We start from the raw sequence: 17271 nt of genomic DNA on the forward strand, positions 1-17271 counted from the left end.
TCCCAAAGCATGAAACGTTATGAAGCGTTGGCCGAGACACTGGCCGCCGACATCCGCAACGGCACGCTGCCGCCCGGCACGCGCCTGCCGTCGATCCGCAAGACGGTGGCCCAATATGGCGTGAGCCCGTCCACGGCCTTCCAGGCCTACTACCGGCTTGAGGAGCGCGGGCTGGTGCGCGCGCGCGAGCGGTCCGGCTACTACGTGGCCGGTGCGGCAGTCCGCGTGCTGCCGGCGCCCCGGGCGCATGCGCCGCAGAAGGTGTCCACCGAGGTCGATGTGTCCCGGCTGGTTTTCTCCGTGCTGGACGGCGCGCGCGAGCGCGATCTGGTGCAGTTCGGCTCTGCCTTCCCGTCGCCCGAGCTGTTTCCGTGGGAGCGGCTCGGCAAGGCGCTGGCGCGCGCCGGCCGCGAGCTCGACCCTTGGAACAGCGTGGACGACCTGCCGCCGGGCAATGCCGCGCTGCGGCAGCAGATCGGTCTGCGCTACCTCGGCACCGGCGCGCCCCAGCCGGTGGACGACATCATCGTCACCAACGGCGCGCTCGACGCCCTGAACCTGTGCCTGATGGCCGTGACCGAGCCGGGCGACGTGGTGGCCATCGAATCACCGGGGTTCTACGCGGCGCTCCAGGCGCTGGAGCGGCTCCGGCTCAAGGCGGTGGAAATTCCGGTCGACCCCGTGCATGGTCTCGATCTGGACGCACTGGAGGCGGCGCTCGGACGCCATCGCATCAAGGCGTGCTGGTTCATGACCCAGTTCCAGAACCCGATGGGCGCCAGCATGGCCGAGGACCGCAAGCGCGCGCTGGTGGCGCTGCTCGCGCGCCACGGTGTGCCGCTGATCGAGGACGATGTCTATGGCGAGCTGTACTTTGGCAATCGCTGCCCGCTGCCGGCCAAGGCGTTCGACACCGAAGGGCTCGTGATGCACTGCAGTTCGTTCTCGAAGACGCTGGCGCCGGGCTTCCGCATCGGCTGGGTGGCGCCCGGGCGCTACGGCGAGGCCATCCGCCATCTGAAGCTGATGACCACGCTCTCCGCCGGTGTACCCACGCAACTGGCGCTGGCCGAGTACCTGCGCCATGGCAGCTACGACAAGCACCTGCGCCGGCTGCGCCATGTGCTGGAAATGCAGCAGGGGCAGATGATCGCGGCCATTGGCAGGTATTTCCCCGACGATGTGCGCGTATCGCGGCCGGACGGCGGCTATTTCCTGTGGGTGGAGCTGGCCGAAGGCTTCGACGCGCTCGCGCTGCATCAGGCGGCCCGGGCCGCGGGCATCGGCATCGCGCCGGGGCCGGTGTTCTCGGCGCGGCAGGGCTATCGCCATTGCATCCGGATCAACTACGGGCACGCCTGGAACGATACGGCCGAGGCCGCCGTGAAGACGCTGGGCACGCTGGCCAAAGCCCGCCGATAGCGGCAGAAGCCAGACGATTCAGGCGCGGCGGCGCCAGGCCCAGTACGCTTCCACCAGCCCGAAGCCGCCCTGCATGGCCAGCGCCAGCACCGCTGCCGGCACCGCGCCGGCCAGTAGCAGCGTGGAATCGTTGAGCGCCAGGCCGGTGGCAATCCGTTCGCCATAGCCGCCGGCCCCGACGAATGCGGCGATGGTCGCCGTGCCCACGCTGATGATGGTGGCCGTCTTCACGCCGGCCAGGATGATCGGCATCGCCAGCGGCAGTTCCACGTAGCGCAGCACCTGCGCGGGCCGGAAACCCAGCGCGCGCGCCGCATCGCGCATGCCCTGCGCGATTTGTTGTAATCCAGTACAGGTGTTTCTGACGATGGGCAGCAGCGCGTAGAGGAACAGCGCGACCATGGCCGGCCAGACGCCAATCTGGCCCAGCAGCGGAATCAGCATGGCCAGCAGCGCCAGCGACGGAATCGTCTGCAACACGCTCACCACGGCCAGCACCGCCTGTCCGAGCCGGCGCCGCCGCGCCGCGATGATCCCGAGCGGCACGCCCAGCAGCGTGGCCGCGCCCACCGCGCCGCCCACCAGCGCCAGATGCCGCACGGTGAGGCGCCAGGTATCGGCGCTCCAGAGCACGCCGCCGAGGCCCTCGCGCCGGTCGCCCTTCTTTTCAGTCGCCAACGCGGCCCCCGCCCCGCCCACGAACCGCCGCGCGATGGCCGCGAATGACTCGCCGTCGATCTCGGCCGCCGCGTTCATGTCGATCATGTCCGTCACGCTGATCCGGCCGGCCAGCCCCTGCAACGCCTGCCATGCGGCGGGATGCCGCCGCGGCAGGTCGAGCCGGTAGACCACCACCGCGTCGTAGCGCGGAAAGACGTGGCGGTCGTCCTCCAGCACGCGCAGGTGGAATTTGCGGATCTTGGCGTCGGTGGAATAGATGTCGGTGGCGTCGATCTGCCCCTCGGCCAGCGCCTCGTAGGCAATGCCATGGTCGATGCCGACCGGCCGCTGCGGCAGGCCATAGCGCTGCGCCAGCATCGGCCAGCCATCGGCCCGGCCCAGGAACTCGTGCGACAGGCCAAGCCGCAGCCGGGGCTGGCCGGCGAGATCGGACAGCTTGCGCAGGCTGCCCGCGCGGGCGTCGGCCACCGCGATCGCATAGGTATTCTCGAAGCCCAGCGGGATGCCCGCGCCAAGGCCCATCGGCGCCAGCGCCGCGTTGATCTGGGCCAGCGTGGCGCCCGGCGGCAGCTTCAGGATCTCGCCGGCCAGCGTGCCGGTGTAGTCGGGATACAGGTCGATGCTGCCCGCCTTGAGCGCCTCGAAGACGATGGCGGTGTTGCCCAGGCCGGGCAGATGGCGCGCCTCGCCGTGCGCGGCGGCGGCGGCGGTGGTCTGGGTCAGGATTTCACCGAGGATGTACGACTCGGTGAAGCGCTTGGAGCCCACGCGCAGCGGCTCGGCCTGGGCCGGGCGGGCCCACAGCAGGGCCGCCATGAGCGCCATCCACGCTACGAGCAGCGGGAATGCGGTGGGAAAACGCTGGGTCGAGGCAGGCAAGCCGGGGCTCCGCGTGGGGATGTCCCGACATCATAACGGCAGTGGATCAGGAAGTCGGGCCAGCCTGGCGGTCGGGTTGTGCGCCGGGTTGTGCGCCGGGTTGGTCGCCGGATTGTGCGCCGGATTGTGCGCCGGACGGCTGGCGTGCGACATGCACGGCCAGCCAGATGGTCGGCTGGGCCGCATCGGTCCAGGCCACCCGGTGGCGGCAATGGGCCGGCAGGTGCAGCCAGTCGCCGGCGCCCAGCGTGTGCGTGGCGCCGGCCTCGATCTCCACTGCGCCGCTGCCGCTGACCACGAGCACCCATTCGTCCTCGGGGTTGTCGTACCAGAAGCCCGGCGGGCTGGCCTGGCCGTTCGAGACGATCCGCTCGATCCGCACGTCGCCGGCACCCTGCCACTGCGTCAGCGCCGTAAACACCTCGCCCGGCGCATTCGCCGGCACGTCATGCAGCAGGTTGCCGTGGATCGGTGTCATTGGTGGTTTCCTCCGCCCTGGCCAGCCGGGTTACTCGGGGCCGCCCGGGGCGAGCACCTCGCGCGTGCCATTGCGGCCCATCGGCGAGACGAGCCCCGCCGCTTCCATCTGCTCGATCAGCCGCGCGGCCCGGTTGTAGCCGATACGCAGCTGGCGCTGCACGGCGGAGATCGACGCCCGCCGCGAATTGAGCACGAACGAGGCCGCCTCGTCGTACAGCGGGTCAGACTCGCCCTCGCCGCTGCTCTCGCCAAACAGGTCGGTGGCGCCCTCCGGCGTGTCGCCGGCCAGGATGGCTTCATCATAGTCAGGCTCGCCGAACTGCTTCCAGTGCTCCACCACCCGGTGCACCTCGTCGTCCGCCACGAACGCGCCGTGCACGCGCTGCGGGTAGCCGGTGCCGGGCGGCAGGAACAGCATGTCGCCCTGCCCCAGCAGGCTTTCCGCGCCCATCTGGTCGAGGATGGTCCGCGAATCGATCTTCGACGACACCTGGAACGCCACGCGCGTCGGGATATTGGCCTTGATCAGGCCGGTGATGACATCCACGGACGGCCGCTGCGTGGCCAGGATCAGGTGGATGCCGGCCGCACGCGCCTTCTGCGCCAGCCGGGCGATCAGTTCCTCGATCTTCTTGCCCGCCACCATCATCAGGTCGGCCAGTTCGTCGATCACCACCACGATCAGCGGCAGCGTGGACAGCGGCTCGGGCGCGTCCGGCGTCAGCGAGAACGGGTTGCGCACCTTCTCGCCGGCTGCCTCGGCCGCGCGGATCTTCTGGTTATAGCCGGCCAGATTGCGCACGCCGAGCGCGGACATCAGCCGATAGCGCTTTTCCATCTCCCCCACGCACCAGTTCAGCGCGTGCGCGGCCTGCTTCATGTCCGTGACCACGGGCGCCAGCAAATGCGGAATGCCCTCGTAGACGGACAACTCGAGCATCTTGGGGTCGATCATGATCAGGCGCACGTCTTCCGGCGTGGCCTTGTACAGCATCGACAGGATCATCGCGTTGACCGCGACGGACTTGCCCGAGCCAGTGGTGCCGGCGACCAGCAGGTGCGGCGCGCGGGCGAGATCGGTCACCACCGGGTTGCCGGTGATGTCCTTGCCCATCGCCAGCACCAGGCGCGAGGCATGCGCCTGGAACGCCGCGCCGGCCACGATCTCGGAGAGCCGGATCATCTGGCGCTTGGCATTGGGCAGCTCCAGACCCATGCAGGTCTTGCCGGGAATGGTCTCCACCACACGGATCGATGTCACGCCGAGCGCCCGTGCAAGGTCCTTCATCAGCCCGACGACCTGCGCGCCACGCACGCCCATGGCCGGGTCCACCTCGAAGCGCGTGATGACCGGCCCGGCACTGGCGCCAACCACCGACACCGGCACCTTGAACTCGGCCAGACGCTGGGCGATCAGCTCGCCCGTTTCGCGCAGGTGCGCTTCGGATACTTCCTCGCCGCTCTCGACCGCTGCTTCGAGCAGGCCGGCGTCCGGGAGACGGTAGTCCACGATCCGGGGCGGCGGCGGCGGGGTGAGCGGCACGGGGGGTGCTACGGGGAGTGCTACGGGAGCAGCGGCCGGCGTCAGCGGCACGGTCCTGCCGACTACCGCAGGCAGCACGATGCGCGGCTTGGGCGCGGGCTGCACCAGCGTGTTGGCGTCGAACGCGGGGGTGGTGTCGTCGATCGGGTCGTCGATCGGGTCGTCGATCGTGGGGTCGATCGCGTCGTCCGCCGATGCCCCGGCGGCCGGGGACGGCGTGGGCGCCTCGATGACGAAATCGGCCGACGCCACGGCGTCAGCCACGGAGAACGTGGGTTCCGGCTCGGGTTCGGGTTCGGGTTCGGGTTCGGGTTCTGCGGCGGCGATAGGCTCCGGCGCGGCTTCCGGCGCGGCAGGTTCCTCCAGCATCGGTTCTTCAACCGCTTCAGGCCCGGGGGCAGGCGCTTCCCCCGCCAACTCCGGCGCGGCATCCTGCCCTGCCCGGCCCGCCAGCGCGCGCAGTTCGGCCAGCAACTCCATGGCCTCCTGGCGGATCGCGGCCAGCGTCACGGGTGCGCCGGGCGTCTCGGTGACTGGGGCAGGCGCGGGGGGTTCCACGGTATCCACCGTGGCAAGATCGTCGATCCCGTTCACGATGGCTTCCGCGCGGGCCACATCCGCACGCGCCAAGACTTCGGGCTCCACGGGCAGCGTCGCCGTGACGGCGGGCGGCTCCATGACGGCCACGTCGGACGTAGCGGCGGACGTAGCGGCGGACACCGCCACCGTGGCAGCCTGTGCGGCTTCCGGCAACGTGGTGATGGCCGAGCGCAGGCCCAGCGCGGGATTGCGGAACGGGCTGCTCACCACGGTCGCGCGCGGCGCGGCGGGCTGTTGTGGCGCAGGGGTGGGTGCGGGATTGGGCGTCGGCTTGGGCGCCACGTTGGGCGCCGGGTTGGGCGCCGGGTTGGGCACAGCGGCCCGGGACGGCTGCGGCACCGGAGCCGGCTTCGCGGCTGGCGGCGGCACCACGGCCGCTGGTTTGGCGGGCGAGGCCTTCACCGCGCCGGGTGAATCGGCGTGATGCAGCCAGATCTCGCCCGGTTGCGGCGGCGACTGTCGCGTGCGCGGGGGCGGCTGCCATGCCGGCTGCTTGCGCGCGGATACCGCTTCGATCTGCTTGGTGCGCGGCGGCGTGGGGCTCCAGCCGGCGGCGCTATGAGTGGGCAGGGACGTGGTTTCCCAACGGTCCAGCCCCTCGCGCCCTGCTGCCAGCGACGGCGACGCTGCCACGCCGGCAAACGCGCCGGCATCGGTACGGGATTCGGGGCGTGCGGAGGGACGTGTGGAGGGACGCGGTGCATCGTCCTGCGCGCGCGGCTTGCGCAGCAGGAACAGGCTGCGCCACGTCTCGCCAAAGACCATCGGCGCGGCCAGCCCCAGCACGGCCAGCATCATCAGCAGCGCGCCAGTCCAGCCCAGCAGGTTGGACGCCAGCCCCGCCAGCGCATGCCCCACGGCGCCGCCGGCGCCCTCGCCTTCGGCCGCCGTCAGGGACTCCAGCGTGGCGCTGGCGCCCAGCACCAGCAGCGTACCCAGCCACACCCGCAGCGAGCCACGACCAAACGGCCGGCGGTCGCCGGCAAGCGCGCGCGTTGCTGTGCGCCATGCCAGCGGCAACAGCCAGAAGGTCGACAATCCGAACCAGCCCAGACCCATGATGAATATGAAAACGTCAAAACTACGGGCAGCGATTGTAGCGGGTCTGGACGCCCCGGATGGCGCCAATCCCGGCCAATTGCCAAAAATCAGAGGATTCTCTGACTCTGCATGGACAGCGACGGTGCGGGAGTACCATCGCCGCAACGTTCTTCTCCATACTCCGCTCCGTGGCTGCCTCCCTGACCTCGCCGATTTCCGCGCTGCGCATTCTTCTGGTGGAGGACCACGCGTTCCAGCGCGCCGTGGCCGCCGACATGCTGCGCGCCCTCGGCGCAGTGCAGATCGTGGAAGCCGACGATGGCACGGCCGCGTTGGACCGGCTGACCGCGCAATCGTTCGACGTGGTGTTCTGCGACATTGCGATGCCCCAGCTCAACGGCCCGGGCCTGATGGCCGAACTGGCGCGACGTGGGGATCGGGCCTTCGCGGCAACGGCGCCCGCCTGGGTCTGGATGACCGCGCAGGACGCCGACATCCTCGATTCGCACCAACGGCTGGCGGAGGCACTCGGCTTGCGCGCCGTGCACGCGTTGCGCAAGCCGCTGGAGCAGGCCGAGCTGGCCGGCATCCTGGCCGAGGCCGCGCACGGCGATGGCGCACGGCCGGACGCGGCAACGCCCGACGATGCCACCCTGCTCGCCGCCGTGCCCGACGGCTTCCACATCGTGCTCCAGCCGCAATTCGCCCTCGCCACGGGCCGGCTGGCGGGGGCCGAGGCGCTGTGCCGCTGGCACCATCCCACGCTGGGCAACGTGCCGCCGGACCGTTTCATCGCCCGGCTGGAACTGCTCGACGCCGCCGACCCCATCCTCTTCCTGGCGATTGACGCCTGCCTGGCCATGCAGCGGCGCCTGCGCGCGGCCGGGCTGGAGATCGTGCTGGGCGTTAACGCCTCCGCGCGCACGCTGTGCCGGCCGGAGACGCTGCCCAGGCTGGACGCGATGGTGGCCGCCGCCGGCCTGCCCCGCCGGCAACTGGTGATCGAACTGACCGAGGAATGCCCCGTGCCGGACCCCGTGGCGCTGTCCGTGGCGCTGAACCAGTTGCGGCTGCTGGGCTATGGCGTGGCGATCGACGACTTCGGCGTGGGCATCGCCACGTTGAAATTACTCGCGGATCTGCCATTCACGCAGATCAAGCTGGATCGCTCGTTCGTCAGGCATGTGGATGGGGACGACCAGCGCACGGCGATCTGCCGGCACGTGATTGCGCTGGCGCGCGACCTGGGGCGCGAATGCGTGGCGGAAGGCGTGGAAGCGGTGTCGCAGCGCGCGGCACTGGCGGCGCTTGGCTGCAACCTGGGTCAGGGCTACCTGTGGTCGGCCCCGCTGGCGCCGGACGATTTCCTCGCCGCGGCGCCGGCATGGGCCGGGCTTACGGCGCCGCCCGGAACGGATATTTCGCGAAAATCTGAGTGACCACGGCGTCTAGCGCCGGCTGGCTGTCCTGCGGATCGACGCGGCTCGCGTCGCCCTGCGCCACGCCCTCCCAGACCAGCTGGTTCTTCCGGGCATCGACCAGATCGATATTGAGCGTGCCCTCGGTATACACGTAGGTATCGTTATAGAAGCCGTAGCCGGGCCACGGCCCGTACATGCCGCCCCGATAGGCGTAGTAGCCCATGTAGCCGGGCGGCGGCAGCGGCGCCGGGTCGCTCACCACCTTCTGGCGCAGCCGCGCGTTGAAGTTGACGAGCAGGTCCGGCGACTGCTGGGTATACCGATAGCCGCGCGCCGTCATCTCGCGCTGGACCGCCACCTTCAGATATTGCGTGGTCAGGCTCTCGTAGCCCTGCCGGTCAGTGCCGGGCCGGGGCACGAAGCCAAAGGTGCGATAGGCGGAGAAGTCCGCCGAACGGTTGTAGTCGGTGCGAATGTCGGGGCCGGCGGCGCAGCCGGCCAGTGTGGTGAGGGTGGCGAGCACCGCCGCGCCGATTGCGCCACGGGCACGGCCAAGGATCTGGGGCGGGCGGCCGGTGCGCATGGCGTCAGTTCCACTTGCCATCGACGCCACCCACGCTGAGGCGCCCCGCGCCGAGCAGCGCCACGGCGATGGCGCTGGCCAGGAACATGCCCTGCAACTCCAGCTCCCAGCCGCCGTTCTTGTTGATCATATTGAGCTGCCCCGCATGCACCAGCGCCAGCGCAACGATCATGTTGATGGCCACGATCAGTGCCGCTGGCCGTGTCCACAGCCCGATGATCAGCAGGATGGGCGCCACCACCTCGCCGATATAGACCCCGTAGGCCACGTAGGAAGGCAGCCCGGCCTGGGTCACCGTCTGAATGACGAAGCCAGGCCCTGCCATCAGCTTGGCAATGCCATGGAGCAGGATCAACACGCCCAACGCGATCCGGATGATGGCCTTGCCCAGGTCCTGCGAACCTTGCGTGCGACTCATTGCTGCGCCTCCTTGCCCTTGGTTTGCAAACGGGGTGCGGCCGCCGCCCTCCGGGGCGCCGCACAAGTACCTTAGTGTGTACCGGCGTGAAGGTAAAGCCGCAATGCGGGGGATGGCGGGGTCAGGGCTGCGGCTTGTCCGACGGGGGTGAAAGGATGGTCGAAGACGGGGCCAGCGGCGGGGGCGCCGCGAAAGGCGGCGCCGCGTGCATCGGCATGACCCCGGTTGTCATCATGCCCACCCGGCGCGCGGTCTCGGGCAGTACCTCCGCCAGGAAATCGAGGAAGCGGCGCAGCGGCGGCGTCACGCCCTTGCGTGACGGAAACACCGCATGGAGGACGCCCATCGGCAAGTCCCACTGGGGCAGCACCACTTCCATATCACCGCGCGCGATCTCATCGCGGCAATACATGCCCGGCAGCATGGCCACGCCCACGCCGGCCAGCACGGCCTCGCGCAGCAGCGCGAATTCGTCGCAGACGAGCTTGGGGTCGTACTGGATATGGACCGATTCGCCGGCCTTGTCGAACAGTGTCCAGATGAACTTGCCGTCATGGGGCCGCTGGCCGACGCCGGGCATGCCTTCCAGCGCCTGCGGCGTGCGCGGGCGGCCGATGCTGTCCAGCAGCGCCGGGCTGGCCACCATCCGCAATTCGCCCTTGCCAAAGGTACGCACGGCGAGGCTGGAATCTTCGAGCACGTCGCGCACGCGCAGGGCCAGGTCGTAGCCCTCGCCAATCACATCCACGCGCCGGTTGGTGGCCTCGATTTCCAGCTTGATGCCGGGGTTGGCGCGCATGAAGCCCCCTATCCACGGCGCGAGCAGGATCTGGACGATGGCCACGGGGCAACTGATGCGCAGCGAGCCACCAGGTTGCTCGCGGGCATGTTCGATCACTTCGCGCGCGGCTTCGGCGGCCTGGAGCATGTCACGGCAACGCGCGTAGTACTGCTCGCCAAGTGGTGTTACGCGCACCTGACGCGTGGTCCGGCGCAGCAACTGGACGCCCAGGTCGCGTTCCAGCTGGGCAATGCGGCGGGAAAGCCGCGATTTCGGCACGCCGCTGGCGCGGCTCGCGGCCGAGAAACTGCCGTGCTGTACCACTTGGGCGAACAGCGACAGGTCATTGAGGTCTTGCATCCGGCTCTCCGATGGGGGCGATGGGGGCGATGGGGGCGATGGGGGCGATGGGGGCGATGGGGGCGATGGGGGCGATGGGGGCGATGGGGGCGATGGGGGCGATGGGGGGCGTTGAAGGAGGTAGGTCGTTGCAAAGGTAGAACAATTATTTGCATTTTGCCTCACTACCGGCACCAATGCCCAGCCGCTATCTTTCATTCCATCCAACCGAACCCTAGTGGAGAAAGACATGAACATCCTGCAGATCGATTCCAGCGTCCTTGGTGACAACTCCGTTTCGCGCTCGCTGACCGCCAGCGTGGTGGCCGACCTGGTTGCCAAGAACCCCGGCGCCAAGGTGACCGTGCGTGACCTGGACCAGGACGCCCCGGCCCACCTGACCGGCAACCTGCTGCCCGTGCTGGGCGGCCCGAAGGACGGCCTGAACGCCGTGCAGCAAGCCGAACTGGATCGCACCGAAGCCTGGCTGGCCGAACTGCTGGCTGCCGACGTCGTCGTGATTGGCGCACCACAATACAACTTCGGCATCCCGAGCCAGCTCAAGGCCTGGATCGACCGAGTGGCACAGGCTGGCCGCACCTTCCGCTACACCGAAGCCGGCCCGGAAGGCCTGCTCAAGGGCAAGCGCGCCATCGTGGTGTCGTCCCGTGGCGGTGTGCGCCAGAATGCCGACGCACTGGATCTGCATGAGATCACCGTCGATACGGTCCTGCGCTTCCTGGGCATCTCCGATATCTCGATCGTGCGCGCCCACGGCCTGGCCATGGGCCCGGACAGCCGCGAAGCCGGCCTCGCCGCCGCCCGCACCGCCATCGCCGCGCTGAACGACGCCACCCGCGCCGCCGCTTGATCCGCTGACGGGTCCGTTGACGGGTCCGCTCGCTGACTGATCCGCTTTCTGCTCCTCCGTGGTAACGGTGCTGCCTCCCTTGGCACCGGTTTTTCCTCCAGGCTGCGCCCTCCCGGGCGCGGCCCTTTTTTTGCCCCCGGGGCTTGCGGCGTTGCATCACGCGTAACCCAGGCTGTAGGCATCGGCCTACGGCCCGCCTCACCTTCCCCCGGCTCGCTCCGCCGGGCGAACGGGTCTATCATGGGTCGGATTCGGGTCGATTCCCATCGGCCTGCCGTCGTGTCGCATTCAAGCCGTCCCTGGGAGCCTGCATGACCTCTGCACTGTTGCCTGCCGCCGCCAATCACCCGCCGCACGAGCCTGCCCTGCTCGGCCAGTACCGGCACGTGCGCGCCGCCACGGAAGCCATGGTGGCGGATATTTCCGACGCCGACGCGACCGTGCAATCGATGGACGACGCCAGTCCTGCCAAATGGCATCTGGCCCATACCACGTGGTTCTTCGAGGAATTCGTGCTGGCTGCGCGCATCCCGGACTACGAGCCGGTGGATCCGCAGTACCGCTACCTGTTCAATTCCTATTACGAAGCAGTCGGCGCGCGGCATCCGCGTCCGCGCCGGGGGCTGCTGACGCGGCCATCGCTGGACGAGATCCTGGCCTACCGGGAGGCGGTGGACGAATCCATGCTCTCCCTGCTGACCGACGCCCAGACCGACGCGGAAGCCGCGCTGGTCACGCTCGGGCTCAATCACGAGCAACAGCACCAGGAACTGCTGCTGACCGACATCCTGCATCTGTTCGCGCAGAATCCGCTGCGTCCGGCGTATGCGCCGGAACTGACCGCGCCCGTCATCGCCGATCCGCGCCCGGCGCCGGAATGGCTGAAGTTCTCGGGCGGGGTGGTGGCCATCGGCCATGCCGGCGACGATTTCGCGTTCGATTGCGAAACCCCGCGCCACAACGTGCTGTTGCAGCCGTATGCGCTGTCGTCGCATCCGGTCAGCAACCATCAATGGTTCGAATTTATCGAGGATGGCGGCTACCAGACAGCCGGGCTGTGGCTGTCCGATGGCTGGCGCTGGGTCTGCGACAACGCCATCCAGGCGCCGCTGTACTGGGAGGAGCGCGACGGCACGTGGTGGCAGATGACGCTGCGCGGCATGCAGCCGGTGGACGCGGACAGCCCGGTCACGCACGTGAGCTTCTTCGAGGCGGATGCCTTTGCGCGCTGGGCCGAGCGCCGGCTGCCGACCGAGGCCGAATGGGAGCACGCGGCGCGCAACCTGCCAGCGACCGGCAATTTCGTCGAAGGCCGCACGCTGCGGCCGTTACCCGACCGGCAGAACACGTCGGGCGCGCTGCGCCAGATGTTCGGCGATGTGTGGGAGTGGACCGCCAGCGCCTTCCTGCCCTACCCCGGTTTCCGCCCGAGCGCGGGCGCGGTGGGCGAGTACAACGGCAAGTTCATGAGCAGCCAGATGGTGCTGCGCGGCGGCTCCTGCGTGACGCCGGAATCCCATATTCGGGCCAGCTATCGCAACTTCTTCTATCCGCATCAGCGCTGGCAGTTCACCGGCGTCCGGCTGGCGGACGATGTCTGACCAGGGCTGACCAGGGCTGACTAACGCCGACCGCCGGCCCTGCCAGCCCAACTTTCGGTGGTGGGTCAAAATGCCGGCGGTTAATTGAAAAATTTCATCTTCGGATGGGCCGATCGGATCATCGGTCAGCCGTCCCGCAGCCGCCGCCAGAGCGTGGTAGCACTGATGCCAAGCTGGGCGCAGGCGGCGGTGCGGTTGCCGCCGCACTCGGCCAGCACCCGGCGGATATGCTCCGCCTGACTCGCCTTGGCCACGCCGGCCAGCGAGCGGCTCTCTTCCGATGGCGCGGTCAGCATCGCCATCTCCATCTCGATCGGCACTCTTGGCACCCTGGCCCCCCTTGCCACCCCCTCGCCGTTCTCCGAAGAAAACAGCTCCGGCACCGCCGCCTGCAATTCACGCTGCAACGCTGCCGGCTGGAGTTCCGCGCCGGCCACCAGCACGGCGATCCGCTCCGTCACGTTCTCCAGCTCACGGATATTGCCGGGCCAGGCATAGCGGGTGAGGCGCTCCCGCACCGCCGCGGGCAGGCGCTGCGGGGACTGGGTGCCAAGCCGCTCCTGCGCGCGCCGGTATAGCAGTTCGGCGAGATCGGGCAGATCGGCCACGCGCTCGCGCAGCGGCGGCATTTCAATGCGCAGGATGTTGAGCCGGTAATACAGATCCTGGCGGAAGGTGCCCTCGCGCACCCGCGCGGCGAGGTCACGGTGCGTGGCGGCAATCACGCGCACATTGATCGGCACGGCCTCGATGCCGCCAATCGGCAGCACCTGCTTTTCCTGCAGCACGCGCAGCAAGCGGGTTTGCAACGCCGGCGGCATGTCGCCCACCTCGTCGAGGAACAGCGTGCCGTTGTGGGCCGATTCGAACAGGCCCGCCTTGCCGCCGCGCCGCGCGCCGGTGAACGCGCCTTCCTCGTAGCCGAACAGTTCGGATTCGAGCAGCGATTCCGGAAATGCCGCGCAGTTCACCGCGATGAACGGGAAGGCGCGGCGCGGGCTGGCGTCGTGCATGCCCTGCGCCAGCACTTCCTTGCCGGTGCCACTCTCGCCGCCAACCAGCACCGTGGAATCGACCAGCGCGTAGCGCCGTGCCAGCGCGCGCAGGTCGCTCATTGCCGGGGAGGCGCCGGCCAGGTCGTCCAGGCTGTAGCGCACCCCGGCCGGCCGGGCGCGGGCACGCGAGCGCAGGTTGCGGTCGGCGCGATGGATCGCGTTGGCATCCTGAATCGTCAGCACCGCGCCCGTGGTGCCGGCTTCCCCGACGATGGGGATGCGGTTGACCACCACCATGCGGTCGCCCAGCCGGTGGATGGCCTCCAGCTCGCGCGTGCCGCTTTCCATCACTGCGTCGAGCGCGAGGCCCGGCGCCAGCGTGGACAGCTTGCGCCCTACGGCCACGCCGGTCGGAGTGCCGAGGAACCGCTCCATGGCCGGATTGAACGCCTGCACGCGGCCTTCGGTGTCCACGGCGGCCACGCCTTCGTTCAGGTGGGCCAGGATCGTATTCACATAGTCGCGCCGGGTGGATTCGATACGCCGCAGCCGCGCCGCCTCGATGGCATCCTCCAGCGCCAGCCGCACCGCGTTGCCCGAATATAGGAAAACGCCCATCAGGCCGTACTTGTCGGCCAGGTCGGTCACCATGCCCGGCCCCACCACCACACGGATGCCCTCTTCCTTGAGCGCCCGCACGCGCGCGGTGGCGTCATCCTCGGTCAGATAGGTATAGCGGGGGATGTCGAGCGAGAACGCGCTCACGAATTCGTCGACTTCGGCGTAAGTGGAGGCATGGGTGACCAGCGCCACCTTCGGCGAAATACGACGTGCCGTGGCCAGCGCGCTCATCACGTCGAAGCCGGTCACCTTGACCAGCACCACAGGCACATCCACGTGCTGGCGCAGATAGGCACCGTTGGAGCCGCCCGCCACCACTACATCGACACGCCCCTCGCGCGCCTCGCGGTTGATGGCACTGGCGGCGGCCTCGAAGGCCCGCCCGACGATGCGGAACTCCGCCCGGGCCGCGTAGGCCGGGATCAATTCGGCGAAGGCGCGCGAGAGACGGCTGATGCCCATCGCCCAGATCCGGGGACGGCCACCGGCCGGCATGGCGGGCGCGTGGAGGGGCGCGGAGGAAGGCAGGAGACTCATGATGGGAACGGCGTATAGTCAGTCTGCATTGTGCGCCGGCTGGTGGGATCTTTCAACTCTGAACGCCTTGCATTTCAGAGTTGAAATATGAATGTGATGCAAGCGGCCATCCTGCAGCTCCCACAATGGTTGAAGTTATATCTATAAGTCGATGATTAGTAAAAATATTTACCGACCATAACGGTCACTCCGGGAAGCGCGCCTTCGCATGGCACACCCCTTGCGCTCTATCTGGCCGCTCTCAATGAGATTCCAGAACATTCCAAGCACACGCCCATGACCTATTCCGCCTCCGAACTCGCCCGCTCCGCTGGCGCCCGCTTCCGCCAGGCCCTGGCCGACGAAAGCCCGCTGCAGATTCCCGGCACCATCAATGCCAATCACGCGCTGCTGGCCAAGCGCGCGGGTTATCGCGCCATCTACCTGTCTGGTGGCGGCGTGGCCGCGGGCTCGCTCGGCCTGCCCGACCTGGGCATCTCCAACCTGGATGACGTGCTGACCGACATCCGCCGCATTACCGATGTCTGCGACACCCCGCTGCTGGTGGACGTGGATACCGGCTTCGGTGCCTCGGCCTTCAACGTGGCCCGCACTACGCGCTCGCTGATCAAGTTCGGCGCCGCCGCGATGCACATCGAGGACCAGGTCGGCGCCAAGCGCTGCGGCCACCGTCCGGGCAAGGAAATCGTCACCCAGGGCGAAATGGTCGACCGCATCAAGGCCGCCGTCGATGCCCGCACGGACGAAAATTTCGTCATCATGGCCCGCACCGACGCGCTGGCCGTGGAAGGCCTCGACAAGGCCATCGAACGTGCCGTGGCCTGCGCGGAAGCCGGCGCCGACGCCATCTTCCCCGAAGCCATGACCGACCTCGACATGTACCGCCGTTTTGTCGATGCCGTGAAGGTGCCGGTGCTGGCCAACCTGACCGAATTCGGCGCCACCCCGTATTTCACGCTCGACGACCTGCGCAGCGTGGGCGTGGCGATGTCGCTCTACCCGCTCTCCGCGTTCCGCGCCATGAACAAGGCCGCCGAGAACGTGTACGAGGCGATCCGCCGCGACGGCACGCAGAAGAACGTGGTCAGCACCATGCAGACCCGCGCCGAACTGTACGAGCGCATCGGCTACCATGATTACGAGCAGAAGCTCGACGCGCTGTTCGCGCAGGGCAAGGCCAAGTAAGCCATTCCGCGCGACACCATCCGCATCGACCTACCACTATCTGCACCCATCTGCACCAATCAGCACCCAGACCAACAAGGAGACCCACAATGTCCGAAGCTCAACCGCTCGCCACGCCCAAGCCCAAGAAGTCCGTCGCCCTGTCCGGCGTGACCGCGGGGAATACCGCGCTTTGCACCGTGGGCCGCAGCGGCAATGACCTGCACTATCGCGGCTACGACATCCTGGACATCGCCGATACCTGCGAATTCGAGGAAATCGCCCACCTGCTGGTGCACGGCAAGCTACCCACCAAGGCCGAACTGGCCGCCTACAAGGCCAAGCTGAAGTCCCTGCGCGGCCTGCCCGCCAACGTCAAGGCCGCGCTGGAATGGGTACCGGCCAGCGCCCACCCGATGGATGTGATGCGCACGGGCGTGTCGGTCCTCGGCAATGTGCTGCCCGAGAAGGACGACCACAACACGCCGGGCGCGCGCGACATCGCCGACCAGCTGATGGCCAGCCTTGGCTCGATGCTGCTGTACTGGTATCACTACAGCCACAACGGCCGCCGCATCGAGGTGGAGACGGACGATGACTCCATCGGCGCCCACTTCCTGCACCTGCTGCACGGCAAGGCGCCGTCCAAGCTGTGGGAACGCGCGATGCAGACCTCGCTGATCCTCTACGCGGAGCACGAGTTCAACGCCTCCACCTTCACGGCCCGCGTGATCGCCGGCACGGGCTCGGACATGCATTCGTCGATCTGCGGCGCCATCGGCGCACTGCGCGGCCCGAAGCATGGCGGCGCCAATGAAGTGGCGTTCGAGATCCAGAAGCGCTACGACACCCCGGACGAAGCCGAGGCCGACGTGCGCCGCCGCGTGGAGAACAAGGAAGTCGTGATCGGCTTCGGCCACCCGGTGTACACCACGGGCGACCCGCGCAACCAGGTGATCAAGGAAGTGGCACGCAAGCTGTCGAAGGACGCCGGCTCGACCAAGATGTTCAGCATCGCCGAGCGCCTGGAAACGGTGATGTGGGACGCCAAGAAGATGTTCCCGAACCTCGACTGGTTCAGCGCCGTGAGCTACCACATGATGGGCGTGCCGACGGCGATGTTCACGCCGCTGTTCGTCATCGCCCGCACCTCGGGCTGGGCCGCGCACATCATCGAGCAGCGGATCGACAACAAGATCATCCGCCCGAGCGCCAACTACACGGGGCCCGAGAACCTCAAGTTCGTGCCGATCGAGAAGCGCTGACCGGTGCCGCGCGGGGCGCCCTGCCCCGC

The 17271-nt window shown here is 68.5% G+C and carries 12 protein-coding genes and 1 pseudogene; 6 read left to right on the top strand and 7 right to left on the bottom strand.

The annotated features are described in order from the left end of the window. The first annotated feature begins 9 nt into the window (after window positions 1-9). Complete coding sequence (locus AB4120_RS20880; RefSeq protein WP_149135905.1) at window positions 10-1422, top strand: aminotransferase-like domain-containing protein; 1413 nt, start codon at window positions 10-12, stop codon at window positions 1420-1422. A gap of 18 nt (window positions 1423-1440) precedes the next feature. Here AB4120_RS20880 and AB4120_RS20885 read toward each other — a convergent pair whose 3' ends face one another. The 3 genes and pseudogenes from AB4120_RS20885 to AB4120_RS20895 form a co-directional block, all read right to left on the bottom strand. Next, complete coding sequence (locus AB4120_RS20885; RefSeq protein ID WP_149137511.1) at window positions 1441-2928, bottom strand: glycine betaine ABC transporter substrate-binding protein; 1488 nt, start codon at window positions 2926-2928, stop codon at window positions 1441-1443. A gap of 199 nt (window positions 2929-3127) precedes the next feature. Further along, window positions 3128-3460 (bottom strand): annotated as a pseudogene (locus AB4120_RS20890) (cupin domain-containing protein); the annotation flags it as partial. Between the two features lie 30 nt (window positions 3461-3490). Then, a complete protein-coding gene (locus tag AB4120_RS20895; RefSeq protein ID WP_441642798.1) occupies window positions 3491-6664 on the bottom strand; it encodes a DNA translocase FtsK 4TM domain-containing protein in 3174 nt (1057 codons plus the stop codon). A 170-nt stretch (window positions 6665-6834) separates the two neighbouring features. Between AB4120_RS20895 and AB4120_RS20900 the strand changes: the two genes are divergently transcribed. Next, window positions 6835-8085, top strand: coding sequence for an EAL domain-containing response regulator (locus tag AB4120_RS20900; protein WP_262389589.1), 1251 nt, complete (start codon window positions 6835-6837; stop codon window positions 8083-8085). On the opposite strand, the gene AB4120_RS20905 is transcribed toward AB4120_RS20900, so the two are convergent. From AB4120_RS20905 to AB4120_RS20915, 3 genes are all read right to left on the bottom strand, one after another. Continuing rightward, window positions 8042-8650, bottom strand: a complete 609-nt coding sequence (locus tag AB4120_RS20905; RefSeq protein WP_441642799.1) for a DUF4136 domain-containing protein — start codon at window positions 8648-8650, stop codon at window positions 8042-8044. The genes AB4120_RS20900 and AB4120_RS20905 overlap by 44 nt on opposite strands. A gap of 4 nt (window positions 8651-8654) precedes the next feature. Then, on the bottom strand, window positions 8655-9068 hold the full coding sequence (locus tag AB4120_RS20910; protein WP_149135899.1) for a DoxX family protein: 414 nt from the start codon (window positions 9066-9068) through the stop codon (window positions 8655-8657). 121 nt (window positions 9069-9189) lie between these two features. Continuing rightward, complete coding sequence (locus AB4120_RS20915) at window positions 9190-10209, bottom strand: LysR substrate-binding domain-containing protein (RefSeq protein ID WP_149135898.1); 1020 nt, start codon at window positions 10207-10209, stop codon at window positions 9190-9192. Between the two features lie 229 nt (window positions 10210-10438). Here AB4120_RS20915 and AB4120_RS20920 point away from each other — a divergent pair, with 229 nt between their 5' ends. After that, window positions 10439-11059, top strand: coding sequence for an FMN-dependent NADH-azoreductase (locus tag AB4120_RS20920; RefSeq protein WP_144195149.1), 621 nt, complete (start codon window positions 10439-10441; stop codon window positions 11057-11059). A gap of 311 nt (window positions 11060-11370) precedes the next feature. After that, on the top strand, window positions 11371-12660 hold the full coding sequence (gene egtB / locus AB4120_RS20925; RefSeq protein WP_144195147.1) for an ergothioneine biosynthesis protein EgtB: 1290 nt from the start codon (window positions 11371-11373) through the stop codon (window positions 12658-12660). Window positions 12661-12785: 125 nt separating this feature from the next. Here egtB and prpR read toward each other — a convergent pair whose 3' ends face one another. Then, window positions 12786-14738 (bottom strand): propionate catabolism operon regulatory protein PrpR, encoded by a 1953-nt coding sequence (prpR, locus tag AB4120_RS20930; protein ID WP_441642812.1) that lies wholly within the window; start codon window positions 14736-14738, stop codon window positions 12786-12788. A 351-nt stretch (window positions 14739-15089) separates the two neighbouring features. Between prpR and prpB the strand changes: the two genes are divergently transcribed. Next, entirely contained in the window at window positions 15090-15998 is a 909-nt protein-coding gene (gene prpB, locus AB4120_RS20935) for a methylisocitrate lyase (RefSeq protein WP_144195145.1), read from the top strand. 89 nt (window positions 15999-16087) lie between these two features. Further along, window positions 16088-17242, top strand: a complete 1155-nt coding sequence (gene prpC, locus AB4120_RS20940; protein WP_092297748.1) for a bifunctional 2-methylcitrate synthase/citrate synthase — start codon at window positions 16088-16090, stop codon at window positions 17240-17242. Window positions 17243-17271 lie beyond the last annotated feature (29 nt).

The sequence above is a fragment of the Cupriavidus sp. 2KB_3 genome, from assembly GCF_052115685.1.
GTDB lineage: Bacteria > Pseudomonadota > Gammaproteobacteria > Burkholderiales > Burkholderiaceae > Cupriavidus > Cupriavidus campinensis.